Genomic DNA, 23,368 nt, shown 5'->3' with positions numbered 1-23,368 from the left:
TCCTAATTTGTCATAGCCGTATACAAGGCGTTTAATTTACCTTGCAACGACAAATCCAGTACTTGGTCACCGATTTCCACTTTAACTCCGCCGATTAGTTCGGGATCCACTTTGGTAACTGCTTCCAAATTGGTGCCGAAACGTTTTTGCAAGTCGGCGGTCAAATCTTTCAACTGGGCATCGCTCAGCGGATAAGCGCTGTAAATGACGGCCCGTTTGGTGTGATTCAGTGCCAAGGTTAAGTCTTGAAATTGTGCATAAACTTCAGGGAGAATCTGTAAGCGTTTTTGCTCGGCCAGCACCGATACAAAATTTTTCAGATTAGGGTTGCTTAAGCCTACCAAACCGGCCAGTGCTTCAACTTTCTCTGAAGCGCTTTTTTCGGGCTGTTCGATAAACGCCGCAACTTTTTCCTGCTGCACAACAGACGCCAGCTCTTTCAGTCCGCCCAACCAAGACTCTATTTGGTTTTTCTCTTGAGCCAAACCAAACAATGCTTTCGCATAGGGTCTGGCAATCGTTGCGAACTCAGCCATAAGATTACAGCTCCTGTTTCAGGGCGCTGAGTATTTGCGCATGCTTGTCGGCATTGACTTCGCTACGCAAAATAGATTCGGCACCTTTAATGGCCAATGCGGCAACCTGTTCACGCAAAGCTTCACGGGCGCGGTTGGTTTCCTGTTCCACATCGGCTTTGGCCTGTGCTGTAATACGGGCAGCTTCGTGCGAAGCCTGCTCTTTGGCTTCTTCTACGATTTTGGCTGCACGTTTTTCGGCGTTGGCTACCATTTCGGCAACCTGATTACGCCCATCGGCCAAGAGTTCTGCAACTTTCTTTTCTGCCTGTTCAAAATCGCTCTTACCGCGTTCGGCCGCTGCCAAACCTTCGGCGATTTTGTCGGCGCGCTCGTCTAACGCTTTTGCAATCGGCGGCCACACAAATTTCATGGTAAACCATACCAGACCGAAAAAGACGATTAACTGCGCAAATAAGGTTGCATTGATATTCACTTTACTTAACCTTCGTATTAGGGTTAATCAAACAAACGGTGTTTCATCTGCATGAAAGCAGCTTGCCGTTAGGATTAGCCTGCAAACGGGTTAACGAAGGCAAACAGCAGGGCAATGGCCACACCGATCAGGAATGCGGCATCAATCAAACCGGCAATCAGGAACAGTTTGGTTTGCAGCGGGCCAATCAGCTCAGGTTGGCGTGCAGAAGATTCCAAATATTTAGAACCTACCATGGCGATGCCGATGGATGCACCCAAAGCGCCCAAAGCAACAATCAGACCACATGCGATAGCAATCAAACCCATTTTAAAACTCCTTAATAAAAAACAAAGGTTAAAACTACGTTGGAAAAACTACTTACTTAAAAACGGCAAACATCATTAAATTAAATTTAGTGTGCGTCATGCGCCTGGCCGATATACACGAAAGCCAAAGCCATGAAGATAAATGCCTGAAGGGTAATAACCAAAATATGGAAAATAGCCCACACCATACCTGCAAGGATATGGAAGACGAACATAACCGGATCCATCACACCGATACTGCCGGACACCGCCCAAGCACCGCCCAACAAGGCAATCAGCAGGAATACCAGCTCGCCGGCATACATATTGCCGAACAACCGCATACCGTGCGATACGGTTTTAGACAGAAATTCTACGATATTCAGGATAAAGTTGGCAGGAGCCAGCCAAGGACCGAAAGGTGCGGTGAACATTTCGTGTATCCAGCCGCCGAAACCTTTAATTTTGATATTGTAGTAAAGGCAAATCAGCAACACACCGATGGCCAGAGCCAAAGTGGTGTTCAAATCTGCGGTAGGCACGACACGCAATAGGGCGTGGTGCTCACCGGTTGCCATCTGCCAACCCAAAGGCAGCAAATCTACCGGCAGCAAGTCCATTGCGTTCATCAGGAAAATCCACACAAACAGCGTTAAGCCCAGCGGGGCTACGAATTTGCGCGATTGCTCGTTGTGTACGATGCTTTTACACATATCGTCCACGAATTCGAAAAGTATTTCTACGGCCGCCTGAAAACGCCCGGGAACGCCGGCGGTTGCTTTTTTGGCGCCGCGCCACAGAAAGAAGCTGCCGATCACACCTAAAACCACGGCAAAAAAGATTGCATCCAGGTTGATAAATGAAAAATCGGCGATATTTTTCAGGCCTTGCCCTTGGGTTACATCCTGCAGACTCGTCAAGCTCTGTAAGTGGTGCTTGATGTAGTCGGCAGCAGTCATCGATTCACCTGCCATAGTCTCTAACTCTCAACAATGCTAAAAAAACCAGATGGCTGACTACAAACAACCCTGCGATAAAGGGCAGGAATTTCAGCGTTTCATGCCAGATTGCGAAAACGACCAGCATCAACACCAAAGCCAGCATTACTTTTAAACCTTCTCCCAGCAGAAATATCTTTCCCGCCCATTGCGGGTATGGCCTGAAAATTTTTAGAAGTAATACCGCAGCTGCCGAGGGCAGCAAGTAACTCAATCCGCCTGCCAATGCAGACCAAAAACCGCTACTGCCGCCTACAAGGGCGCACAACGCAGCCGTTACCGCCAATGCCGCGAATTGCGCATACACAATCTTATTCATATAACGTAAGCCGAAGGCAGATTAAGCGGGGCTACTATAATCAAGATGTGTTTAAGCGTCAAGACAATTGTTAACCTTTGTGAATCAAATATCTGACTCGGTTTTGTTTTATTTCCGCGCTGTTCGGTATGCCGCCGCAAGGCCACTACATGATACTACATTATATTAAAAATTAAACAGCGGAATCTCTGCTTATTTGTGCATAATCTGCTTTTTTTCCCGGCTTTTATAAGTTGTTTATATCAAAACAAAGGCCGTCTGAAAATTCAGACGGCCTCATCGGGCAACTACAGCGGTTCAAGCATCATATTCTACCCCGAGTTGCTGCAACAGGTTTTCCAGCGTTTCGGGGGTATCGAAATACAAAACGATTTTGCCTTTTTTCTGGTTCCGGGTCTGCACTTCGGCATTCACGCCCAGTTTGTCGGTAATGGCATCGTTCAAACGGCGGATATCGGGGTTGATTTTTTTGATGGTTTCCGCCTTTTTGCCTTGATGCATCAACTGGCTGCGGCGTTCGACCTCGCGCACCGACCACCCGTTTTTTACGGCTTTTTGAGCCAACAGTAGTTGGTCGACCACCGGCAGGGTTAACAGGGCGCGGGCGTGGCCCATTTCCAAACGGCGCTGATACAGCATATCCTGCACCGGTTCGGGCAAGCCCAAAAGGCGCAGGCTGTTGGAAATGGCGCTGCGGCTTTTGCCCACGGCTTTAGCGATGGTTTCGTGCGTTAAGCTGAATTCGTCGGCCAAGCGTTTCAAGCCGCGCGCTTCTTCGATGGGGTTGAGGTTTTCGCGTTGCAGGTTTTCAATCAGACCCATCGCCAAGGCGGCTTCGTCGCTGATGCTTTTGACCACCACGGGGATCTCGGTTAATCCGGCCAGTTGGCTGGCGCGCCAGCGGCGCTCGCCGGCAATCAGCTCGTATTGCGACAAGCCGCGTTCGCGCACGATAACGGGTTGGATAACGCCTTGGGCTTTAATGGATTCGGCCAACTCGTGCAGGGCTTCGTCGTCCATCTGCACGCGCGGCTGGTAGCGGCCGGGCTGTATGTCGGACACGGCAACCGTGGTGAGACGGTCGTTACCGCCGTCGTCGATATTGTTGGAAATCAGTGAATCTAAGCCGCGGCCTAAGCCGCCTTTGGGTTTTGCCATGTGGTGGTTCCTTTTTTCAGACGGCCTTAATTGTATCGGATATTGCGTTCGGGCGCACAGGCAGAGGCATCTGCCCTACCTTCGGACTGCACTGTTTTTCTTGATATAATACCGCTCATTTTCTTTCGGAACAGTTAATGATGAAAAAACCTGTGATTATCGGCGTAGCCGGCGGTTCCGGCTCCGGCAAAACCACCGTATCGCAAGCGATATACCGCCGTTTCAGCGGCCGTTCGATCACGATTATCGAGCAGGATGATTACTATGTTGACCAGCCGCACCTTTCGTTTGAAGAGCGGCAGCGGCAAAACTACGACCACCCCTGCGCCTACGACAACGACCTGCTTCACGCACACCTGACACAGCTTTTGCAACGCAAAGCGGTGGAATTGCCGCAGCATAACTACAAAACCTATCTGCGTGCGGCGGAAACCATCCGCCAAGAGCCGGTGGACGTGATTATTTTGGAAGGGATTTTGGCCTTATATGATGAAAAAATCCGCAATCTGATGGACATCAAGCTGTTTGTCGATACCGATGCCGATTTGCGCTTTATCCGCAGAATGCTGCGTGATATTCAAGAACGCGGGCGCTCGGTGGAATCGGTGGTGGCGCAATATACCGGCCAAGTCCGCCCCATGCACAACCAGTTTGTCGAGCCCACCAAACGCTACGCACACATGATTATCCCCTGCGACGAACAGAACAATGTGGCGGTGGACGTGTTGATTGCCAAAATCGAGGCGGTGCTGCAAGAGCAGCTTTGATGATTTTTCAGACGGCCTGAAGCCCTGCCCTGCTTTGTTGTCAATGTGTCAATGCACCTTGAACGGCAGAAACGACAAATCCATCACATAGGCTTTGGGGTTTGACCAATCCACCTTCACCTTAACGCTGCCGCCCAAATAAGGCTTGGGGTTTTGCGCCATCGGCGGGCTGACGAACGTTTGGATTTTGCCGTTGTGCGGGTTCGGTGCAACGGCGATGATTTCATATTGATCGATATAATCGCCGTCGCCCGTTTTACGGCTCCACTGCCGCACTTCCTGCACGGCGGCCTGAATCTCCGCCCCGCTTTTCACGGCCTGCTGCTCGCCTTGGTATTTCGGCAGCAATATAAAGAAAAACAGGCCGCCCAACACCAGCGTTACCAGCCAGGTAACCGGGTTCGGCACCAACACAGAGGCAATCAGCGCAGCGGCCAACAATACGCCTGCTATGATTAATGTGGTCAGGGAAATCATGTTTGCTTTCCGAATTTGTTCACGCGCAGCCTATATTAAGGCCGTCTGAATTTTTCATAGCCGGTAAACTTATTTTTACTTCTCAAAACTTCTTTTTCTCTGCTGCGGTTTGCAGCTTTTCGCAGCTATAGTCAAACCACTTGCTTAGTAACAGCCTTGTCATACTTTCAGACGGCCTTAGGGTCTGTTGACAATTGACCCTAAGGTATTTTTGTAAAAGCCCCGGCCTGCCTATGCCGCCGCTTTCAGCGGTGCAGCGCCATATTGTCGCGGTGTATCAACTCTTCTTCGTTGATATAGCCGAGCTTGGCGGCGATTTGTTCAGACGGCGTTTTTAAAATTTTACCGATTTCGCCGCTGCTGTAATTGACCAAACCGCGGGCGATTTCCCTGCCCTCGGTGTTCAACACCGCCACCAGCTCGCCCCGGTGGAAATGGCCGTTCACCCGCACGCAGCCCACGGGCAGCAGGCTGCGGTGGTGTGCGGTAAGCGCTTTTTCCGCCCCCTCGTCCACCACCAGGCTGCCCACCATCTGTATATGGCCGAGCAGCCATTGCTTGCGGGCGGCAACGCGGCTGTGGCCGCTGGTAAACAGCGTGCCTATGCTTTCGCCGCGATGCAGGCGCAGCAATACGTCCGGTTCGCGGCCCGATGCCACCACGGTGGCCGCCCCGCTCAAAGCTGCGCGTTTGGCAGCCAGCACTTTGGTGTACATACCGCCGGTACCAACGCCGCTGCCCGCGCCGCCCGCCATGTTTTCCAAATCGGGATGCCCGGCGGCGATGCGGCTGATAAACTGCGCCTGCGGGTTTTTGCGCGGGTCGCTGTCATACAGGCCTTGCTGGTCGGTGAGGATAATCAGGGCGTCGGCATCAACCAGATTGGTAACCAGTGCGCCTAAAGTGTCGTTATCGCCGAGTTTGATTTCATCGGTAGTAACGGTGTCGTTTTCATTGATAATCGGCACGATGCCTTTTTCGAGCAGCGTCAGCAGGGTGCTGCGGGCGTTGAGATAACGGGTGCGGTTGCTCAAATCTTCGTGTGTGAGCAGAATCTGCGCGGTGTGTACGTTATGCGGGCGGAACGCAGCTTCATATGCCTGTGCAATGCCCATCTGCCCCACCGCCGCCGCCGCTTGCAGCTCGTTGAGCGCTTTGGGCCGCTTCGGCCAACCCAAGCGTTTGATGCCTTCGGCAATGGCACCGCTGGACACAAACACCACATTCACACCGTTTTGCTTCAGCGCCACAATCTGTGCGGCCCACAAGTTGAGTGCGGCTTGGTCTATGCCGCGTCCTTCGGCGGTAACCAGGCTGGAGCCGACTTTCACTACAATCAACTCTGCCCGGGATAAGTTTTCGATTTCCATAATGGTTCTTTCAGCGGTGTTTTCAGACGGCCTCTTTTCAGGCCGTCTGAAAAGCATAACGGATAAAATTACTTCGATACAAGGCAGCAAGCCGCAGACAGTACACTAGTACGAAACCGATTCTGTTGCCGCTTCAGCGGCTTACAAAATTGTTCTCTTTAAGCTAAGGCGCAGCAACGCCGTAGCGGAGTAATTTTATTCACTATAAAGTTGCGGTTATTCGCGGTTGCGGCCCTGCCAGAAATACCGCCACACAAAAGCGGGAAAGGCAAAAATAAGATACAGGCACACAACCACGGCATAAAATTCCCAATCCTGCGGATGTACGCTGCCCGCCCGCGATTCGAGCAAACGCGCCAAGCCGGCGGTAATGCCGAAACCGACAAACAGCTCGAACAAGTGATGGCCGAAATGCTTGTGCTTGAGCGGGAAAATACCCAGCAGGCGCGGGGTAAGAAACGGGGTGTTGGCGAAAATAAATGCCAGCAGCAATAAAATATACATGGATGCGGTCATACGGAAACCTTGTGTTGATTCAGACGGCCCGAAGCCTTCATTCTTTGGTTTTGATTAGGGAGTGTAGTCAGAAAGCGTTACGGCGGTATTTTTGGTCAAAATCCGCATCTGCGGCGTTAGGTAGCGTAGCGGACTTGCGAAGCTAAAATGCTCGCAAGATGTCCAATCTTGCTGCACTTTTTGCCTTGCATCTGCGAATTTTCCCTCAAAAAACCGCTTCGCAAGCCTTCTGACTACACTCCCTAAAAGGCAGCGCGGAATCCGACAATATCCTGCCGCCCTTAAAGCCGTCTGAAAAATTTTCGGCACGGCCGCCATATTAACAAAAACGGCAACGCCCGTGGGGTTGCCGTTCGGTTTGCATAAGCCTGCAAGGCTTACAGGGTGTTCTCCAGCGCTTTCAAACACCAGTCCATCACGCTTTGCGGCATCACGCCCCAAACCAGCAGCAGCGCGGCGTTAACCGATAAAAACACTTTCGCCGCCGCATTGCTGCCGACGGGCTGCTCGTTGGCAGCGGGGTCGAAATACATCACTTTCACCACGCGCAGGTAGTAGAACGCGCCAATCAGGCTCATCACCACGGCAAACACCGACAGCCAGATATAACCTTGCGACAACAACGCCTTAATCACGGCAAACTTGGCATAAAAACCCATCAGCGGCGGAATACCGGCCATTGAAAACATTGCCAGCAGCATCAGAAAGGCATACCAGGCATTGCGCTGGTTCAAACCGGCCAAATCGTTGACTTCTTCGCATTCCACGGCTTCGTTAGACAACAGCATCAACACGCCGAAGCCCACCAAGCCCATCACCACATAAGCGATGGCGTAATACAAACCGGCGGTAAAGCCCAGCGCACCCGCCATAAACGCCAGCAGGATAAAGCCCATATGGGAAATGGTGGAATAGGCAAACATACGCTTGATATTGGTTTGCATAATCGCCGCCAGATTGCTGACCAACAGCGAGGCCACGGCGAGAATCGCCAGCATCTGCGTCCAATCGTGCTGAACCGTACCCAAACCCGTTACCAAAATGCGGAAAGCAAACACCACGGCGGCGATTTTCGGCACGCTGCCCACAAAAGCGGCCACCGAAGTGGGCGCACCCTGATACACATCGGGCACCCACATATGGAACGGCACCGCACCCAGCTTGAACGCCACCGCCACCACGATAAACACCACGCCGAGCTTCAGCAGCCATTCCTGCGCTTGGCCGTCGTAGGCCGTTGCCAGCACGGTGGCGAACTCCAGCGAACCGGTGGCGCCATAAACCATGGAAATGCCGTACAGCAGCAAGCCCGAAGCGAGCGCGCCCAACACGAAATATTTCAGCGCGGCCTCGGCGGCTTTGGCCGAATCGCGGCGCAGGGCAATCATGGCATAAAGCGAAAGCGACAACAGCTCCAAACCGATATAGGCGGTTAGGAAATGCCCCGCGCTCACCATCACGCTCATGCCGATGAGGGCAAACAGCGACAAGGTGTAAAACTCGCCTTTAAAAATGTTGCGCGCCTGGTTATACGGCTTGCTGTACACAAACAAGGCAAACAAGCCGGCATACATCACCATTTTCGACAGGCGCGACATACCGTCGGCAATATACATGCCGCCGAACGTGTACACACTGTCGGGTGTCCACACCAGCCATTGCGTAACCGCCACCGCCGCCAAAGAAAGCAAGCTCAGGATATGGGTGATGAAGCGGTTTTCGTCTTTCACCCACAAATCCGCCAGCAACACGATAAATAATGCCGACGCCAACACGATTTCAGGCATGGCGGGGATTAAATTCAAATCGGTCCAGTTCATTCACACACCTCAAATCTTGCTTTGCGCCACTTGGCTGATCAAATCGTTGGCAGCCTGGTGGATGATTTCGATAAACGCTACGGGATACAGGCCCATGCCCAACACCGCCACCGCCAAAACTGCCAAAACAGCGAACTCGCGGCAGTTGATGTCTTTCATTTCTTTCACTTCGGGGTTGGTGATTTCACCGAAAATCACGCGCTTATACATCCACAAGGTATAAGAAGCACCGTAAATCAGCGTCAGCGCGGCTAGTGCGCCCACCCAGAAATTCACTTCCACCGCGCCCATAATCACCATAAATTCGCCCACAAAACCCGAAGTGGCGGGCAAACCGGCATTGGCCATGCCGAACAGCATCATAAAAGCGGCGAATTTCGGCATCACGTTTACCACGCCGCCGTAATCGGCGATATTGCGGCTGTGCAGGCGGTCGTACATCACGCCGATGCACATAAACATCGCGGCAGAAACAAAACCGTGCGAAATCATCTGGATAACCGCACCTTTCAACGCCCAGTCGTTCAGATGGCCGTCAACAAACAGGAACATACCCAAAGTAACGAAACCCATGTGGCTGATAGAAGAATAAGCCACTAGCTTTTTCATATCGGTCTGCACCAACGCCACCATGCCGATATAAATCACCGCAATCAGGCTCAGCACCACAATTGCGGGCGCGAAATAGCGCGACGCGTCGGGCAGAATCGGCAGGATAAAACGCAGGAAACCGTAGGCACCCACTTTCAGCGTAATCGCCGCCAACACCATAGAACCGCCCGTCGGCGCTTCAACGTGGGCATCGGGCAGCCAGGTGTGCACCGGCCACATCGGCACTTTCACCGCGAAAGACAGGAAAAACGCGATAAACAGCAACTGCTGCACACCCAGCGGAATCTGCTTCAGGTTTTGGAAATCCACAATCGAAAAGCTGCCGCCGGCCTGGTAAGACAGATAAACCAAACCCACCAGCATCAGCAGCGAACCGAGCAGGGTGTAGAGAAACAGCTTCACCGAAGCATACACGCGGCGCGGGCCGCCCCACATACCGATAATCAGGTAGAGCGGAATCAGCATACCTTCGAAGAACACATAAAACAGAATCGCATCCTGCGCGGCAAACGCACCGTTAATCAGGCCGGACATAATCAAAAAGGCCGCCATATACTGCGCGGGGCGTTTCTGAATCACTTCCCAACCCGCCAGCACCACCATCAGCGTGATAAAGGCGTTCAGAATGACGAACAGCACCGAAATACCGTCCACACCCAGCGCGTAATTGATATTCAGCGCGGGAATCCACTGGTGGAATTCGGCAAACTGATAGCCGCCGTTCAAACGGTCGAAACGGGTAAACAGCGGCAGCGTGACCAAAAATCCCGCCAGCGAACCGATAAAGGCAAGAATGCGTGCCAACGGCGCACGGCGGTCCGAGCCTGTGGCCAGAACCAGCACGCCGGCGATAATCGGCACCCATATTGCCAAGCTGAGTAGGTGGTTGGAAAACATGGTTTTTTCCTGTGGTTTTGTAAATCAAAAGTTGTTGTGTGTTTTTATGTGGTGCAGGTTTCAGACGGCATTAGCCTTTTCTGCCTGCATCTGCGTATGTAACGCTTCGATTCTTGCCAAGTCGCTGTCTTTCGATAAAATCTCTAAATGACTCACTTTTGCAATAGCAAAATGAAACATATCGAATTTACGCTTTTCTAGATTTTTACCGGATTGTGTCCGTTCGGCTTCAAATTTATCAAACCTGTATAACTCCCCTGCCAAATCAGCTACACCCTGAGTAATATCTAAAGACTCGAATTGTGTCAAAACATCGGATAATGCTTGCAGCTTTACGTTATCTTCCCAACCTACGCCGCGTAATACTTCGTAGCGAATTAACGGTGTTAAAAAGAAGCGACTTTCCTCTTGCCCCAACTTATCGGCAAAATCCTGCAAAATTTCACGGCGTTTGGCTTTATCGGAATCGGCATCTGCCAAATAAATCAGATAATTGGTATCCAATAAATAATCCGACATTATTCCCCCTGTTGACCCAATTCTCGTTGTACTAAATCCAACAAAGCCAGTTTGGCCTCTTTTTGGCTGCGCTCTTTTGCCCGCTGAATTTTCAAGCTGTTTAAATCCACACCAAAAGCTTCGTTCAGCAAATCGACGAAAGACGCTTGGCTCGGATAATCAATCACTTTGCCGTATACCACACCATCTTCCTTGCTGCGCTGCAAACGGTAGGCTTCCCCCTGTTCCAACTGGCTGATAATCAAAGACGAATGTGTGGTAATAAAAAACGTGGTGTTTGGAAAAAGTTTTTTCAGCAACGGAACAATTTTAACCTGCCATTCGTTATGTAGATGACTTTCGATTTCATCAATCAGCACCACACCCCGCACATTTGCTATTTGTACTTCATTGGTGAAGTAGCTATATCCTGCAATAATCGATTGGATGATTTTCAAAATCGAGGTAAACCCGCTGGATAAGTCAGATAACTCTGTCTTCTTGCCTTCCACCTTGATAAATACGCGGTTGCTGCCTGAAATTTCCAAAAAATCTTTATCAATACGTTTGTCGATACGGTTCAGCAAATCTAATAAGGTATCAATTTCTATTTTACGGTTGTCTTCTTTCACCTGATACGGGTTTGCAGACTGAGCGCGTTGGATAATCCATTCTTCGATGTTGGTATCCATATTAAGAGATTTAATATCATCTGCTCTATGGTAAAGAACTGAAAACAACTGCCCGAAATATTGCTTTGATCGCTGTTGGAAATTTCCCATCAACTCTATGGTGTCGCCTACATGCCTTAAATTGCCACGATTTTGGGCAGCTAAATAAACAATAGGCCAATTGTGCTGAAACTTAGAAAATCGGTCATGTTCCCATTGAAAATTCAAAGCATCTGGAGGTATGTCGATGCTGTTAGAAGGTAAATCTGCTGGCATCTCCTCTACATCCGAAGAAGTAAAACTCTCCTCACCTATTGGTGAAATTATTTTTTTAAACGGCAATGCATTTAGATGCACCCACGAAGGAACTTCTCGGACAACCCGGCTAGTTAACAGTAGAAAGGTAAACAAACATTCCAACCACTTGGTCTTTCCCACACCATTTTCCCCGATCAGCGTATAAACACGCTGATTAGGCAGAAAATCAACCTGCATGGTACCGACACCCTTTACCTGTTCAAAGCGGACAATTCCATCAAAAATCTCTTTTGCCATTTACAATCCTTTTTTTCAAACGGCCTTATTGAAACCAAAGCCCCCAGAAAAACGCCACAATCAGCACCAGCACACCAAACACCATGGCGGCGGCGTAGGTGTAGATAAAGCCGGTTTGCATTTTGCGCACTTGGGCGGCCAGCGCGCCGACGGCTTTGGCCGAGCCGTTGACGATACCGTTGTCGATAATGGCGGTATCGCCCACTTTCCAGAAGAAATTGCCCAATGCGCGGCTGCCTTTGGCAAATACGTTGAAGTAAATCACGTCTAAGTAGTATTTGTTGTCGAGCAGGGTGTAAACCGGCTTGGAGGCGGCGGCAATCTTGGCCGGCAGGTTCGGAGCTTTCACATACAGCAGCCATGCCGTTACCACGCCTGCGATGGCGAGATAGAGCACGGGCGTGTGCAGGCTGTGGGAAACCATGGCCAGCGGGCCGTGGAAGGCTTCGGCCATTTTCGCCATCACGGGATGGGCTTCGTGGTTCACATAAATCACATCTTTAAAGAAATCGCCGTAGAGCATGGGTTCGATGGCGATATATCCGATAACCACCGACGGAATGGCCAGCAAAACCAGCGGCAGGGTAACCACCCATGGGCTTTCGTGCGGGTTGTCGTTTTTGCCCAAACCGTGATGATGTCCATCGTCATGATGATCATCGTGATGTTCGGGCAATTCACGCCATTTTTCTTTGCCGTGGAACACCATGAAATATTGGCGGAAGGCATAGAAAGCGGTAACAAACACGCTGGCAAGTACGGCGAAATAGGCGAAACCGCTGCCGGGCAAATCGCTGAAATGCACGGCTTCGATAATGGAATCTTTGGAATAGAAACCGGAGAAGAATGGCGTGCCGATCAGTGCCAAGTTGCCAAGCAGCATGGTCAGCCAAGTAATCGGCATGTATTTTTTCAGGTTGCCCATATGGCGCATATCCTGATCGTGGTGCATACCGATAATGGCGCTACCCGCAGCCAAGAACAGCAGGGCTTTGAAGAAGGCGTGGGTCATCACATGGAACATCGCAATCGAATAGGCCGACACGCCCAAAGCCACGGTCATATAGCCCAATTGCGACAGGGTGGAATAAGCCACCACGCGTTTGATGTCGTTTTGAATGGTGCCCAAAAAGCCCATAAACAGTGCGGTAATCGCGCCCACCACCATAATCACGCTCAAGGCGGTGGTGGAAAGCTCGTAAATCGGCGACATGCGCGACACCATAAACAAGCCGGCGGTTACCATGGTGGCCGCGTGAATCAGAGCCGAAATCGGCGTCGGGCCTTCCATAGAGTCGGGCAGCCAAACGTGCAGCGGAAACTGTGCCGATTTACCCATCGCGCCCACAAACAACAACAGGCAGGTAACGGTAATCAGGCTCCATTCCACACCGGGGAACAGGCTGATGGTGGCGTTTTGTACGTTTGGCAGATAAGCGAACACATCTGCATAGCGCAGGCTGCCGCCGAAATAGGCCAAAATCAAACCGATTCCCAAAATAAAACCGAAATCGCCCACACGGTTCACCAAAAAGGCTTTTAAGTTGGCGAAAATCGCACTTTCGCGTTTGAAATAGAAACCGATAAGCAGGTAAGACACCAAACCCACCGCTTCCCAACCGAAGAAGAGCTGGACGAAGTTATTGCTCATCACCAGCATCAGCATGGAGAAGGTAAACAGCGAGATATAGCTGAAGAAGCGTTGGTAGCCCACTTTTTCATCGTGCATATAGCCGATGGTGTAGATATGCACCATCAGCGACACAAACGTTACCACCACCATCATCATGGCGGTTAGGCTGTCAACCAGAAAGCCGACCGAGAAATCCAAGCCGCCCATGGTAAGCCAGGTATAAACGTTTTCGTCGAACTTGGCGCGCGAGCCGTCGATAAAGCCCCACAGCACATAGGCCGACAACACGGTGGAAACGGCCACACCCAAAATGGTAACCGTGTGCGCGCCCGCGCGGCCGATCTGCTTGCCGAACAGGCCCGCCAGCAGGCAGCCTGCCAGGGGAGCCAACGCGATGGCGAGATATAAAGTCATATCAGTCATTTTTTAACCTTATCTGCTTGGTGGGGTTAAGGGTTCAATCGGTTTGTTTTAAATCTTGTGTTTTCAATTTGCAGGTTGTTTTCAGACGGCCTTTCAGCTCTTTTCATACCCTTCATAATAATACGACTGCTCGATGCCTTTAAATATCATCTCGCGGTTGTCCACATCATCGGTCAGGTTGTTCTGCAATAAAAAGCGCAATTCCAAATCGTTGACGGGGCTGCGCTCCATCGCCTGCAAATAAAGGGTTTTATCAACGTTTTGCCAATCCACTACTTTTTTCAGGTTTTTCTTCAACACCAAATCCAGCCAAATGCGGGTGCTTCTGCCGTTGCCTTCCAAAAACGGGTGGGCAATGTTCATTTCAACATATTTGGCGATGATTTCTTCAAAATTCCGCTCCGGCATCTGCTCGATTTTGGCCAACGCTTCTTTCAGGTAAAGGACGTTGACAAAACGGAAACCGCCTTTTGAAATATCGTTTTCCCTGATTTCTCCGGCAAATTCATACAGCCCGCCGAAGAGATAACGGTGAATCTGCTGCAAGCCTGCCGTTGTGCCGGCTTCAATTCGGTTTATATCGCCGCTTTCAAACAGGCGGTAAGTATTTTGCAGGCTTTGCTCGTCGATGGATTTCATCTCTCATCCCGCTTGGGTTTTCAGACGGCCTTGGTTTAGGTTGCCCTGCCCGTCAGCCTTTCAAGGTATCCAAATCGGCCACGTTAATCGTATTGCGGTTGCGGAACACCAACACCATAATCGCCAAGCCGATGGCGGATTCTGCGGCGGCCACGGTTAAGATGAAAAACACGAAAATCTGCCCTGCCGTGTCGCCCAAATATTGCGAAAACGCAATAAAGTTGAAGTTTACCGCCAGCAGCATCAATTCGATTGACATCAGCAGAATCAGCACGTTTTTGCGGTTCATAAAAATGCCCATGGCGCTGATGCCGAACAGAAGCGCGGCCAAAACCAAATAATGCGTTAAGGTAATCATGCTTTGCCCTCCTCTTTGCCGTCCGAATCCGTTTCGCCTGCCGTTTCAGACGGCCTGACGGCTTCCATTTTCACCATACGCAAACGGCCTTCTTTGGCATTGACTTTCACCTGATCGGCAGGATTGATGGCTTTAGGGTTAAACGTTTTGCGGTGCACCAGCGCAATCGCCGCCACCATGCCCAACACCAGCAGCACGCCCGCCAACTCGAACGGCAGCAGGTAGGTGGTGTAGAGCTGGTTGCCCAAATCGCGCACGTTGCTGTAATCGGCGGGAATCTCTTTCATCGCACCGAACGCGGCCAGATTGGTTTTCGGATTCACCAAAATCAGAATCAGCGCCACCGACATCAACACACCCACCAAACCGGCTACCGGCGCATGACGCCAAAAGCCCGCGCGCATTTCTTCGATGTCGATGTTCAGCATCATCACCACAAACAGGAACAGCACCATCACCGCGCCCACATACACCAACACCAGCGTGATGCCCAAGAATTCGGCCTGCATCAGCATCCACATCAGCGCGCTCACGCAGAAAGTGAGCACCAGATACAGCGCCGCATGCACAGGGTTTTTTACGGTTACGGTTTTCAGCGCGCCGAAGAGTATCATGGCAGCCAAAACGTAAAACATAATCAGGGAGAAGGTCATAAAATTGCTCTTTCTCGGTTGGTTTTTTAATCTTTATCCGGAGCTTTCAAACGGCCTTGATGCCGTCTGAAACAAGGCTTTATGCAACAATCTGCGCCAGCGAAATCCTGTTGCCGTCGGGGTCGTTCAAATCGCAGGTCAGCACAACTTCCCAATCGGTTATTTCACCTGCTTCGATTCCCGCCGCAATCAGGGCATCACGGCAGGAGGCGACATTTTCTACGGTAATCACAACGGCATCCGAACCCGGGGTTTTGCTGCCGTCCAATTGCAGCCAAGCATATTCGGCAATCAGCCATTCGGCTATATTTTCCGCAGGCATTTCGTCGGGTTTGCCCAGCCATTTGCCGTACCACGCCAAAGCGGTTTGGAAATCGGATACGCCGACAACGGAAACCAAACCGGCGGTTTTAAACAGTTTCATCGCAATTAATCCTCTTCGCGTGGGCAGAAAATCCGTGGAACAGATTGTCCGGCCTACCCCATCAATTTTTCAGACGGCCTTATCGGTAAGGCGCGTCGGCCGCTTTGCGTTTGGCGATTTCGTTTTCGTATTTATCGCCGATGGCCAGCAGCATGGGTTTGGTATAATACAGATCGCCGCGTTTTTCGCCGTGGTATTCGAGAATATGGGTTTCCACAATCGCGTCCACCGGGCAGGCTTCTTCGCAGAAGCCGCAGAAAATGCACTTGGTCAAGTCGATGTCGTAGCGGGTGGTGCGGCGGGTACCGTCTTCGCGCTGCTCCGATTCGATATTGATGGCCATCGCCGGGCAAACCGCTTCGCACAGTTTGCAGGCGATGCAGCGTTCTTCGCCGTTGGGATAGCGACGCTGCGCGTGCAGTCCGCGGAAACGCACCGACTGCGGCGTTTTCTCTTCGGGGAACATAATCGTTTCTTTGCGGGCGAAGAAGTTTTTGAGCGTTACGCCCATGCCTTTTACCAATTCGCCGAGCAGAAAGGTTTTTACTAGGTTTGCCATATCGATTACCCTTTTGGATAGGGGTTTGTGTTTATTAACTGTTTGTTCGGGGTTTCAGACGGCCTGTTACTTCCACAAACTCAGCGGCGAAATCATCCACAAGCCGAGCACCACGATGCCGATAAAGCCGATGGGAATCAACACCTTCCAGCCCAAACGCATGATTTGGTCGTAGCGGTAGCGCGGGAAAGTGGCGCGTATCCACAAATAGCCGTAAAGAATAAAGGCCATTTTCACAAACATCCAGAATGCGCCCGGCGTGCCGATAAAACCCCAGCTTTGCGGAAAAGGCGAGAGCCAGCCGCCCAAAAACATCAGCGAAGTGAGCGCGGCAATCAGAATCATGAAAATATATTCCGCCAAAAAGAAGAGCGCAAACGCGAAGCCGGAATATTCCACGTGGAAACCGGCCACGATTTCCGATTCGCCCTCGGCCACGTCGAACGGGGCGCGGTTGGTTTCGGCCACGGCGGAAATCAGGTAAACGATAAACAGCGGAAACAGCGGCAGCCAGTTCCAAGAAAAAATCGAACCGCCGGCAATGCCCTTGCTCTGCCCTTCTACGATATCGATAAAGTTCAGGCTGCCCGACACCATCACCACGCCCACCAAAGCCGCACCCATGGCGATTTCGTAGGAAATGGTTTGGGCCGAAGAACGCATCGCACCCAAAAACGAATATTTCGAGTTGGATGCCCAACCGGCGATAATCACACCATACACCGACAGCGAAGTAATCATCAGAATAAACAGCAGGCCGGCGTTAACGTTGGTGAGCCACCATTCGCTGCTGAACGGAATCACCGCCCACGCAGCAAACGCAGGGGCAAGCGACATCATCGGGCCGATATAGAACAGGGCTTTGTTCGACAGCTTGGGGCGGGTTACTTCTTTAAACAGCAGTTTGAACACGTCGGCAAACGGCTGGATCAGGCCGAACGGGCCGGTTACGTTGGGGCCGACGCGCAGCTGCATATAGCCGATTACCTTGCGCTCGAAATAAGTGAGGTAGGCCACGGTGAGAATCAGCGGAATCAGGATAATCACGATTTTTACGATAATCGACACCACCAGGCCGACATCGTTGCCCAGCGCGCCCATTCCGAGCTGCGTGGCAAACAAGGCTTGGAACCACTCTTGCATGATTATGCCCTTTCCAATTCAATGCGGTTCATTAACGCACCCAGCGCGGCATTTGCGGTATGCAGCGGCAGATACACCACGTTTTCGGGCAGGTGCGCATCGGCCGCCACGCTCACGTCAACGCGCGCACCGCCTTGCACGGCCTGCGCACGCTCGCCGTCTTGCAGGCCGAGCTTAGCCAGCGTGTTCGGATGCACACGGGCGGCGGGGGTTTGCGCATGGCTGGTGGCTTGCAGCGGTGCCGAACGGCGCACCAGCGCATCGGTGTGGTAAATGCCGACGCCGCCCACGCGCACCAGCCCGGAGGCCGTCTGAACGCTTGCGCCCTGCCAAGTGCTTTGGTTGTTTAATTTTTCAGACAGGCCTTCTTGCCCAACGGCTTCTTTCAGCACCTGTTCGCTGCTGTCGTATTCAAAACCGTCCAAGCCGAACACATTGCCCAACACGCGCAATACTTTCCACAAGGGGCGGCTGTCGGCCAAGCCTTTCACCACGCCGTGGAACGATTGCAGGCGGCCTTCCATATTGATAAAGCTGCCCGAAGTTTCGGTAAACGGCGCAACCGGCAGCATCACGTCGCACACTTCGCGCAAGGTTTCGCTTTCAAACGGGGTAAACGCCATCACGCTTTGCGCCTGTTTCAGCGCGGCCACGGCTTTGGCGCCGCCCGCCACGTCGATTTCCGGCTCCACGTTCAAGAGCAGCACGGCTTTTTTCGGCTGTGCCAGCATTTCCTGCACGGTTTGGCCGCCGTTCACGCCCAACACATCTGCACCCACACTGTTGGCAGCCTGTGGCAGGATGCCCAACACGGCGCCGGTGGCGGCAGCCAGTTGTTGCGCGGCGGCGTAAATCGCGGCGTAGTCGGGATGGTTCTGCACTTCCGCGCCCAATATCACGGCGGCTTTTTCAGCCTGCTTGAGGCCGTCTGAAACGGCGCTTTGCGTGTCTTGCGCCAGTTTGCTCAAGAAATCCGCCCAATCGTTGGGGTGCAATACTTCGTGCGCGAACAGCGGCATATGCAGCTCTTCCCTGCTGCTGGCAATCACGCTCAAGGCCATATAAGACTTGGCGGCGCGGCGCAGACGGGCGGTTAGCAGCGGCTGTTCTTTGCGCAGGTTGGCGCCCACCACCAATACGGCGTCGGCATTACCCAAATCTTCGATGCTCTGGCCCAGCCATTGTGCGCCTTGCAGGCTGCCGGCAAGGCGGTTGTCCTGCTGCATCAGGCGGGTGTCGAAATGCTTGATGCCCAAGCCGTCAGCCAGTTTTTTCGCCAGATACAGCTCTTCCACGGTGTTCGCCGGGTTGGCCCAGATGCCGATTTGGTCTTGGCCGTCTTCTTTGGCGATGCACTCCAGCGTTTTCTTCACATATTCCAGCGCGGTTTGCCAATCTACTTCGTGCCATTCGCCGCCGTGTTTGATTTTCGGCGTTTTCAGACGGCTTTCGTGATACAGTCCCTCGTAGGCGAAACGGTCGCGGTCGGCAATCCAGCATTCGTTGATGGCTTCGTTTTCCAGCGGTAGCACGCGGCGCACGGTGTGGTCTTTGGTTTGCACGATCAGGTTGCTGCCCAGCGCGTCATGGGCGGAAATCGATTTGCGGCGGCTCAACTCCCACGAGCGCGCATCATAACGGAACGGTTTGCTGGTAAGCGCGCCGACGGGGCACAAATCAATCACGTTGCCCGACAATTCGGTTTCCACCGCTTTGCCGATAAACGGCATGATTTCGGAAAACTCGCCGCGGTTGGCCATGGCGATTTCCTGCATACCGGCGATTTCTTCGGTAAAACGCACGCAGCGGGTGCAGTGGATGCAGCGGCTCATTTCTGCGGCGGAAACCAGCGGCCCCATATCTTTGCCGGCCACCGAGCGTTTCTCTTCGGTGTAGCGGCTGGCGGAATTGCCGTAACCCACGGCCAAATCCTGCAACTGGCATTCGCCGCCCTGGTCGCAAATCGGGCAGTCGAGCGGGTGGTTGATCAGCAGAAACTCCATCACGCCGGCCTGCGCCTGTTTGGCCTTGGCCGAATGGGTGTGCACCACCATGCCGTCGGTTACCGGCGTGGCGCAGGCAGGCAGCGGTTTGGGGGCTTTTTCCACTTCCACCAAACACATGCGGCAGTTGGCGGCGATAGACAATTTTTTGTGGTAGCAGAAGTGCGGAATATAGGTGCCCAATTCGTGCGCCGCTTCCATCACAGTCGCGCCCTGCTTGACTGCAATCTGTTTACCGTCGATTTCGATTTGTAACATGGTGTGTTTCCTAGTTACGGATTTTTAAAGGTTTTTGCTTAAGGCCGTCTGAAAAAAGTTTTCAGACAGGCATTTTGTTACTTTCAGGTAGCCCGATGTTTACTGCATCGTTTCCGTTGCTTCATTCTTATTGTAGGTTGGGTTGTAGGTTGGGTGGTTAAACCCAACTTTTCAGACGGCCCTGCTTGCGTTGGGTTTTCAACCCAACCTACTCTTGCTACTCGCTGAATTGTTGGGCAGTTTGTTCAAAAAAGGCAATAACCTTCTTTAACCTCAACACCACATCTTCAGGATTTAACTTATCTTCTTTATTTCCAAGCCAATCTTCGCAAGCAATAACAGCAGCCGTCATGGTTTTACCTGAGCCGAATCTTTTTGGCTTGTGAAGAGAAAAATTACTTTCTCGAGCTTTCTCCGATAAATATTTAAAATATGATTTAGCCTTGCTAGATTGTTGGTTTGTATCTTTTATTTTGAAACACAATTTTGCATCTTTGCTTTCAATCTGAAAATAAACCGAATGATGCTCTGCCAAAATCCCCCACAATAATCCGCCTGCGGCATTGGCTGCATAACCCCATCTTTTTAAAATTTTTTCGTTTTCATTAAGTTGTTCTTTTTCTAAAAAACCAAAAAAACCTTGCCAATCATACTTATTCCATTTACCGATTTCTTTGTCTTTAAATGCTTGATTTTTACCTTCGAGCATACGCAAACGTACTAAAAAATCTTGAAAAATATCGTTTTCAATCTGTTGGTATTTTTCTAAAATTTTTAAAAAGTCTTGCCGTAAAAATGTATGGAAACCATCTCGTTTGACATATTCCAAACTGCCTGCACTTTGATTGCCTGTTTTCAGATAAATACATACCGGATTGGCATAGTTATGCTTAAGGCAATCTTTTTCCGCAATTTCACGGTAGCGTCTCAACTGGTTATTGTGTTGCGCTGTATTGGTTTTATCTTCAATAATCAAACGGTAATGTTGATTAACTAATACCCAAATATCAATACCCTCATGCTGCCGTTTCGCTTCAACGGAAGTAATGATGCCGTCAAAATCAGGATGATGTTTGCGCAATAATGCAGTAATAAACTCACAGCTACACTGATTAAGCTCAGGATAATCTTCTTCCCACGCTTCATCACCAAATAATAACAACCAAGTAATAAAAGCGTCTTGGCTAAGCTCTTTAGTGGCAATATTAAAAATATTGGGCTTATTTCTTTCCACCGTTAAATGTCCTTGTGATGCAAATTATTATTTTATCTTAATTAATTTATTATCTTTTTCAGACGGCCTATTCGACCCCAAAGCCGTCTGAACCATCAGCACCACTTATGCTCTTTAGCCGGCTTGCCATGCTCGATATAGTGCTCAAACTCATGGCGGAAGTGTTTGGTAAAACTGCGCACAGGGAACACGGCGGCGTCCGCCAAAGCGCAAATCGTGCGGCCGGCCATGTTGTTGCCGATGGAGTCGAGCAGTTCCAAATCTTCGGGTTTGCCTTTGCCGCTGGCGATGCGGTGCACGATGCGGTAGAGCCAGCCGGTGCCTTCGCGGCAGGGGGTGCATTGGCCGCAGGATTCTTCGTGGTAGAAATAGCTTAAGCGTTCCAGCGCTTTCACCATGCACACGTCTTCGTCCATCACGATGACCGCGCCGGAGCCGAGCATGGAGCCGGCTTTGGCGATGGAATCGTAATCCATATTCAGGCTCATCATGATGTCGGCGGGCAGCACGGGGGCGGACGAGCCGCCGGGAATCACGGCTTTGAGTTTTTTGCCGTCTTTCATGCCGCCGGCCATTTCCAGCAGCTTGGCAAACGGCGTACCCAGCGGCACTTCGTAGTTGCCGGGGCGGTTAACGTGGCCGGAAATGGAAAACAGTTTGGTGCCGCCGGCGTTTTCGATGCCTTGTTCGGCAAAGGTTTTGCCGCCGTCGCGGATGATAAACGGCACGGAGGCGAAGGTTTCGGTGTTGTTGATGGTGGTGGGTTTGCCGTAGAGGCCGTATGAAGCGGGGAACGGCGGTTTGAAGCGCGGCTGGCCTTTTTTGCCTTCCAAGCTTTCCAACAGCGCGGTTTCTTCGCCGCAGATGTAGGCACCGTAGCCGTGGGCGGCGAACAGCTCGAAATCGAAGCCCAAGCCCATGATGTTTTTGCCCAGATAGCCGGCTTGGCGCGCTTCGGCCAGCGCGGCTTCAAAGCGTTGGTAGCCTTCGAAGATTTCGCCGTGGATATAGTTGTAACCTGCTTCGGCGCCCATGGCGTAGCCGGCGATAATCATGCCTTCGATCAGGGCGTGCGGGTTGAAGTTGATGATGTCGCGGTCTTTGAATGTGCCGGGTTCGCCTTCGTCGGTGTTGCAGACAACGTATTTGGCGCCGGGGAACGAACGGGGCATAAAGCTCCACTTCAGGCCGGTGGGGAAGCCTGCGCCGCCGCGGCCGCGCAAGCCGGACGTTTTCACTTCGGCAATTACGTCGTCTTGCGAGATTTTTTCGCTGAGGATTTTGCGCAAGGCCTGATAGCCGCCGCGCTTCACGTATTCTTCCAGCGTCCAGCAGTTCGGGTTTTGGGTGTCCACTCGGTCAAAAATGATGCCTGATTGGTAAATAGCCATTTGTGTGCCCTGTCGGTTAACTTTTGCTTCAATCTATATTTCGGTTTTGTTCGGTTTCGTAGGCCGGGCATTGATGCCTGGCAAAATATCTCTAACCATTCGTCGGGCATCAATGCCCGGACCTACTGTTGTTTTCAGACGGCCTTGCTATTTCTTGTTTGTGTTATTTCTAAGCAGTTGGGTTGTTGAACCCAACATTTCAGACGGCCTGCATTTGTGTTGGGGTTTCAACCCAACCTACTCTTGCCCACCTACCATCGCCAAAAATTCGCTTTCGGTCAGTTTGGGCGTATCGTTGGCCAACTCGTAATAAGGTGCCTTGCAATCGATAAAAATTTGGCTTTCCAGCTCGAAACCGGCATTGTCGGCAAACAATCCGGCGCTGATGTAATAATCGTCGCCCACCTGCACAAACAGGTGTGTACCGCATTGCTTGCAGAAACAGCGTTCCGCCCATTCGGACGAACGGTAACGGCCGATGTGCTCGCCGCCGCTGATTGCGGGTGTTTTGGCCGTTAGGGTAAAGCCCGCACCGCCGCCCCAAGTGCGGCATTTGCCGCAATGACAGGCATGCAGTTTGCGCTCGGCTTCAACTTTCAGCGATACGGCACCGCACAGGCATTTTGCTTCCATTGCTGCTTCCTTTCTTTGTTTTCAGACGGCCTGGATTTGTGTTGGGTTTTCAACCCAACCT

General features: G+C 51.6%; 25 protein-coding genes. 1 reads left to right on the top strand and 24 read right to left on the bottom strand.

Annotated features, from left to right (window positions below):
• Window positions 1-2 precede the first annotated feature (2 nt).
• From NQ012_RS05840 to NQ012_RS05815, 6 genes are all read right to left on the bottom strand, one after another.
• On the bottom strand, window positions 3-536 hold the full coding sequence (locus NQ012_RS05840) for a F0F1 ATP synthase subunit delta (RefSeq protein WP_085365846.1): 534 nt from the start codon (window positions 534-536) through the stop codon (window positions 3-5).
• Window positions 537-540: 4 nt separating this feature from the next.
• Window positions 541-1,011: a F0F1 ATP synthase subunit B gene (locus NQ012_RS05835; protein WP_257066674.1), complete on the bottom strand. Its 471-nt coding sequence runs from the start codon at window positions 1,009-1,011 to the stop codon at window positions 541-543.
• 74 nt (window positions 1,012-1,085) lie between these two features.
• Window positions 1,086-1,319, bottom strand: coding sequence for a F0F1 ATP synthase subunit C (atpE, locus tag NQ012_RS05830; protein ID WP_004284425.1), 234 nt, complete (start codon window positions 1,317-1,319; stop codon window positions 1,086-1,088).
• A gap of 86 nt (window positions 1,320-1,405) precedes the next feature.
• The gene (gene atpB, locus NQ012_RS05825; protein ID WP_257066673.1) at window positions 1,406-2,272 is read right to left on the bottom strand and encodes a F0F1 ATP synthase subunit A; all 867 of its coding nucleotides are present in this window, start codon (window positions 2,270-2,272) and stop codon (window positions 1,406-1,408) included.
• Window positions 2,262-2,615: an ATP synthase subunit I gene (locus NQ012_RS05820; protein ID WP_257066672.1), complete on the bottom strand. Its 354-nt coding sequence runs from the start codon at window positions 2,613-2,615 to the stop codon at window positions 2,262-2,264. The genes atpB and NQ012_RS05820 overlap by 11 nt, the downstream gene beginning before the upstream one ends.
• Before the next feature lie 297 nt (window positions 2,616-2,912).
• The gene (locus tag NQ012_RS05815) at window positions 2,913-3,773 is read right to left on the bottom strand and encodes a ParB/RepB/Spo0J family partition protein (protein ID WP_257066671.1); all 861 of its coding nucleotides are present in this window, start codon (window positions 3,771-3,773) and stop codon (window positions 2,913-2,915) included.
• A 137-nt stretch (window positions 3,774-3,910) separates the two neighbouring features.
• Between NQ012_RS05815 and udk the strand changes: the two genes are divergently transcribed.
• Window positions 3,911-4,540, top strand: coding sequence for a uridine kinase (gene udk, locus NQ012_RS05810; protein ID WP_257066670.1), 630 nt, complete (start codon window positions 3,911-3,913; stop codon window positions 4,538-4,540).
• A 48-nt stretch (window positions 4,541-4,588) separates the two neighbouring features.
• Here the strand turns inward: udk and NQ012_RS05805 are convergent, their stop codons facing one another.
• The 18 genes from NQ012_RS05805 to NQ012_RS05720 all read right to left on the bottom strand — a co-directional run bounded on the left by NQ012_RS05805 (window position 4,589) and on the right by NQ012_RS05720 (window position 23,307).
• Window positions 4,589-5,017 (bottom strand): hypothetical protein, encoded by a 429-nt coding sequence (locus tag NQ012_RS05805; protein ID WP_257066669.1) that lies wholly within the window; start codon window positions 5,015-5,017, stop codon window positions 4,589-4,591.
• Between the two features lie 245 nt (window positions 5,018-5,262).
• Window positions 5,263-6,387, bottom strand: a complete 1,125-nt coding sequence (gene proB, locus NQ012_RS05800) for a glutamate 5-kinase (protein WP_257066668.1) — start codon at window positions 6,385-6,387, stop codon at window positions 5,263-5,265.
• Window positions 6,388-6,603: 216 nt separating this feature from the next.
• Window positions 6,604-6,903, bottom strand: a complete 300-nt coding sequence (locus NQ012_RS05795; RefSeq protein ID WP_257066667.1) for a DUF2818 family protein — start codon at window positions 6,901-6,903, stop codon at window positions 6,604-6,606.
• 377 nt (window positions 6,904-7,280) lie between these two features.
• The gene (gene nuoN, locus NQ012_RS05790) at window positions 7,281-8,723 is read right to left on the bottom strand and encodes an NADH-quinone oxidoreductase subunit NuoN (protein ID WP_257066666.1); all 1,443 of its coding nucleotides are present in this window, start codon (window positions 8,721-8,723) and stop codon (window positions 7,281-7,283) included.
• Window positions 8,724-8,732: 9 nt separating this feature from the next.
• The gene (locus NQ012_RS05785; protein WP_257066665.1) at window positions 8,733-10,232 is read right to left on the bottom strand and encodes an NADH-quinone oxidoreductase subunit M; all 1,500 of its coding nucleotides are present in this window, start codon (window positions 10,230-10,232) and stop codon (window positions 8,733-8,735) included.
• Between the two features lie 60 nt (window positions 10,233-10,292).
• Window positions 10,293-10,751 carry a type II toxin-antitoxin system VapC family toxin gene (locus NQ012_RS05780; RefSeq protein ID WP_257066664.1) on the bottom strand — a complete coding sequence of 153 codons (459 nt, stop codon included), beginning with the start codon at window positions 10,749-10,751 and terminating at the stop codon, window positions 10,293-10,295.
• Window positions 10,751-11,956 carry an AAA family ATPase gene (locus NQ012_RS05775; protein ID WP_257066663.1) on the bottom strand — a complete coding sequence of 402 codons (1,206 nt, stop codon included), beginning with the start codon at window positions 11,954-11,956 and terminating at the stop codon, window positions 10,751-10,753. Before NQ012_RS05775 ends, NQ012_RS05780 begins: the two co-directional genes overlap by 1 nt.
• Before the next feature lie 25 nt (window positions 11,957-11,981).
• The gene (gene nuoL, locus NQ012_RS05770; RefSeq protein ID WP_257066662.1) at window positions 11,982-14,012 is read right to left on the bottom strand and encodes an NADH-quinone oxidoreductase subunit L; all 2,031 of its coding nucleotides are present in this window, start codon (window positions 14,010-14,012) and stop codon (window positions 11,982-11,984) included.
• Window positions 14,013-14,105: 93 nt separating this feature from the next.
• On the bottom strand, window positions 14,106-14,651 hold the full coding sequence (gene fic, locus NQ012_RS05765) for a protein adenylyltransferase Fic (protein ID WP_257066661.1): 546 nt from the start codon (window positions 14,649-14,651) through the stop codon (window positions 14,106-14,108).
• A gap of 52 nt (window positions 14,652-14,703) precedes the next feature.
• Window positions 14,704-15,009, bottom strand: coding sequence for an NADH-quinone oxidoreductase subunit NuoK (nuoK, locus tag NQ012_RS05760; protein ID WP_085365830.1), 306 nt, complete (start codon window positions 15,007-15,009; stop codon window positions 14,704-14,706).
• The gene (locus tag NQ012_RS05755) at window positions 15,006-15,662 is read right to left on the bottom strand and encodes an NADH-quinone oxidoreductase subunit J (RefSeq protein ID WP_085365829.1); all 657 of its coding nucleotides are present in this window, start codon (window positions 15,660-15,662) and stop codon (window positions 15,006-15,008) included. The genes nuoK and NQ012_RS05755 overlap by 4 nt, the downstream gene beginning before the upstream one ends.
• Window positions 15,663-15,741: 79 nt before the next feature.
• The gene (locus tag NQ012_RS05750) at window positions 15,742-16,086 is read right to left on the bottom strand and encodes a VOC family protein (protein WP_257066660.1); all 345 of its coding nucleotides are present in this window, start codon (window positions 16,084-16,086) and stop codon (window positions 15,742-15,744) included.
• Between the two features lie 79 nt (window positions 16,087-16,165).
• Entirely contained in the window at window positions 16,166-16,645 is a 480-nt protein-coding gene (nuoI, locus tag NQ012_RS05745; protein WP_085365827.1) for an NADH-quinone oxidoreductase subunit NuoI, read from the bottom strand.
• A 66-nt stretch (window positions 16,646-16,711) separates the two neighbouring features.
• Entirely contained in the window at window positions 16,712-17,788 is a 1,077-nt protein-coding gene (gene nuoH / locus NQ012_RS05740; protein ID WP_085365826.1) for an NADH-quinone oxidoreductase subunit NuoH, read from the bottom strand.
• A 2-nt stretch (window positions 17,789-17,790) separates the two neighbouring features.
• On the bottom strand, window positions 17,791-20,049 hold the full coding sequence (nuoG, locus tag NQ012_RS05735) for an NADH-quinone oxidoreductase subunit NuoG (protein WP_257066659.1): 2,259 nt from the start codon (window positions 20,047-20,049) through the stop codon (window positions 17,791-17,793).
• 217 nt (window positions 20,050-20,266) lie between these two features.
• Complete coding sequence (locus NQ012_RS05730) at window positions 20,267-21,283, bottom strand: PD-(D/E)XK nuclease family protein (RefSeq protein WP_257066658.1); 1,017 nt, start codon at window positions 21,281-21,283, stop codon at window positions 20,267-20,269.
• A gap of 95 nt (window positions 21,284-21,378) precedes the next feature.
• A complete protein-coding gene (nuoF, locus tag NQ012_RS05725) occupies window positions 21,379-22,674 on the bottom strand; it encodes an NADH-quinone oxidoreductase subunit NuoF (RefSeq protein WP_257066657.1) in 1,296 nt (431 codons plus the stop codon).
• 237 nt (window positions 22,675-22,911) lie between these two features.
• Window positions 22,912-23,307, bottom strand: a complete 396-nt coding sequence (locus tag NQ012_RS05720; protein ID WP_257066656.1) for a GFA family protein — start codon at window positions 23,305-23,307, stop codon at window positions 22,912-22,914.
• Between the last annotated feature and the right edge of the window lie 61 nt (window positions 23,308-23,368).

Origin of the sequence: Neisseria dentiae, assembly GCF_024580525.1 — a bacterium.
Lineage (GTDB): Bacteria > Pseudomonadota > Gammaproteobacteria > Burkholderiales > Neisseriaceae > Neisseria > Neisseria dentiae_A.
Note: the sequence above shows the minus strand (reverse complement) of the source record. Positions and strands in the feature narration are given on the sequence as shown.

Coding starts and splice junctions, on each gene's coding strand:
- NQ012_RS05780 (WP_257066664.1), bottom strand. CDS start 10,751: ATGTCGGATTATTTATTGGATACCAATTATCTGATTTATTTGGCAGAT.
- NQ012_RS05795 (WP_257066667.1), bottom strand. CDS start 6,903: ATGACCGCATCCATGTATATTTTATTGCTGCTGGCATTTATTTTCGCC.
- NQ012_RS05820 (WP_257066672.1), bottom strand. CDS start 2,615: ATGAATAAGATTGTGTATGCGCAATTCGCGGCATTGGCGGTAACGGCT.
- NQ012_RS05755 (WP_085365829.1), bottom strand. CDS start 15,662: ATGACCTTCTCCCTGATTATGTTTTACGTTTTGGCTGCCATGATACTC.
- atpE (WP_004284425.1), bottom strand. CDS start 1,319: ATGGGTTTGATTGCTATCGCATGTGGTCTGATTGTTGCTTTGGGCGCT.
- udk (WP_257066670.1), top strand. CDS start 3,911: ATGATGAAAAAACCTGTGATTATCGGCGTAGCCGGCGGTTCCGGCTCC.
- NQ012_RS05805 (WP_257066669.1), bottom strand. CDS start 5,017: ATGATTTCCCTGACCACATTAATCATAGCAGGCGTATTGTTGGCCGCT.
- NQ012_RS05785 (WP_257066665.1), bottom strand. CDS start 10,232: ATGTTTTCCAACCACCTACTCAGCTTGGCAATATGGGTGCCGATTATC.
- fic (WP_257066661.1), bottom strand. CDS start 14,651: ATGAAATCCATCGACGAGCAAAGCCTGCAAAATACTTACCGCCTGTTT.
- nuoL (WP_257066662.1), bottom strand. CDS start 14,012: ATGACTGATATGACTTTATATCTCGCCATCGCGTTGGCTCCCCTGGCA.
- NQ012_RS05720 (WP_257066656.1), bottom strand. CDS start 23,307: ATGGAAGCAAAATGCCTGTGCGGTGCCGTATCGCTGAAAGTTGAAGCC.
- NQ012_RS05775 (WP_257066663.1), bottom strand. CDS start 11,956: ATGGCAAAAGAGATTTTTGATGGAATTGTCCGCTTTGAACAGGTAAAG.
- NQ012_RS05815 (WP_257066671.1), bottom strand. CDS start 3,773: ATGGCAAAACCCAAAGGCGGCTTAGGCCGCGGCTTAGATTCACTGATT.
- nuoF (WP_257066657.1), bottom strand. CDS start 22,674: ATGGCTATTTACCAATCAGGCATCATTTTTGACCGAGTGGACACCCAA.
- nuoH (WP_085365826.1), bottom strand. CDS start 17,788: ATGCAAGAGTGGTTCCAAGCCTTGTTTGCCACGCAGCTCGGAATGGGC.
- nuoG (WP_257066659.1), bottom strand. CDS start 20,049: ATGTTACAAATCGAAATCGACGGTAAACAGATTGCAGTCAAGCAGGGC.
- nuoI (WP_085365827.1), bottom strand. CDS start 16,645: ATGGCAAACCTAGTAAAAACCTTTCTGCTCGGCGAATTGGTAAAAGGC.
- atpB (WP_257066673.1), bottom strand. CDS start 2,272: ATGGCAGGTGAATCGATGACTGCTGCCGACTACATCAAGCACCACTTA.
- NQ012_RS05840 (WP_085365846.1), bottom strand. CDS start 536: ATGGCTGAGTTCGCAACGATTGCCAGACCCTATGCGAAAGCATTGTTT.
- NQ012_RS05750 (WP_257066660.1), bottom strand. CDS start 16,086: ATGAAACTGTTTAAAACCGCCGGTTTGGTTTCCGTTGTCGGCGTATCC.
- nuoK (WP_085365830.1), bottom strand. CDS start 15,009: ATGATTACCTTAACGCATTATTTGGTTTTGGCCGCGCTTCTGTTCGGC.
- nuoN (WP_257066666.1), bottom strand. CDS start 8,723: ATGAACTGGACCGATTTGAATTTAATCCCCGCCATGCCTGAAATCGTG.
- proB (WP_257066668.1), bottom strand. CDS start 6,387: ATGGAAATCGAAAACTTATCCCGGGCAGAGTTGATTGTAGTGAAAGTC.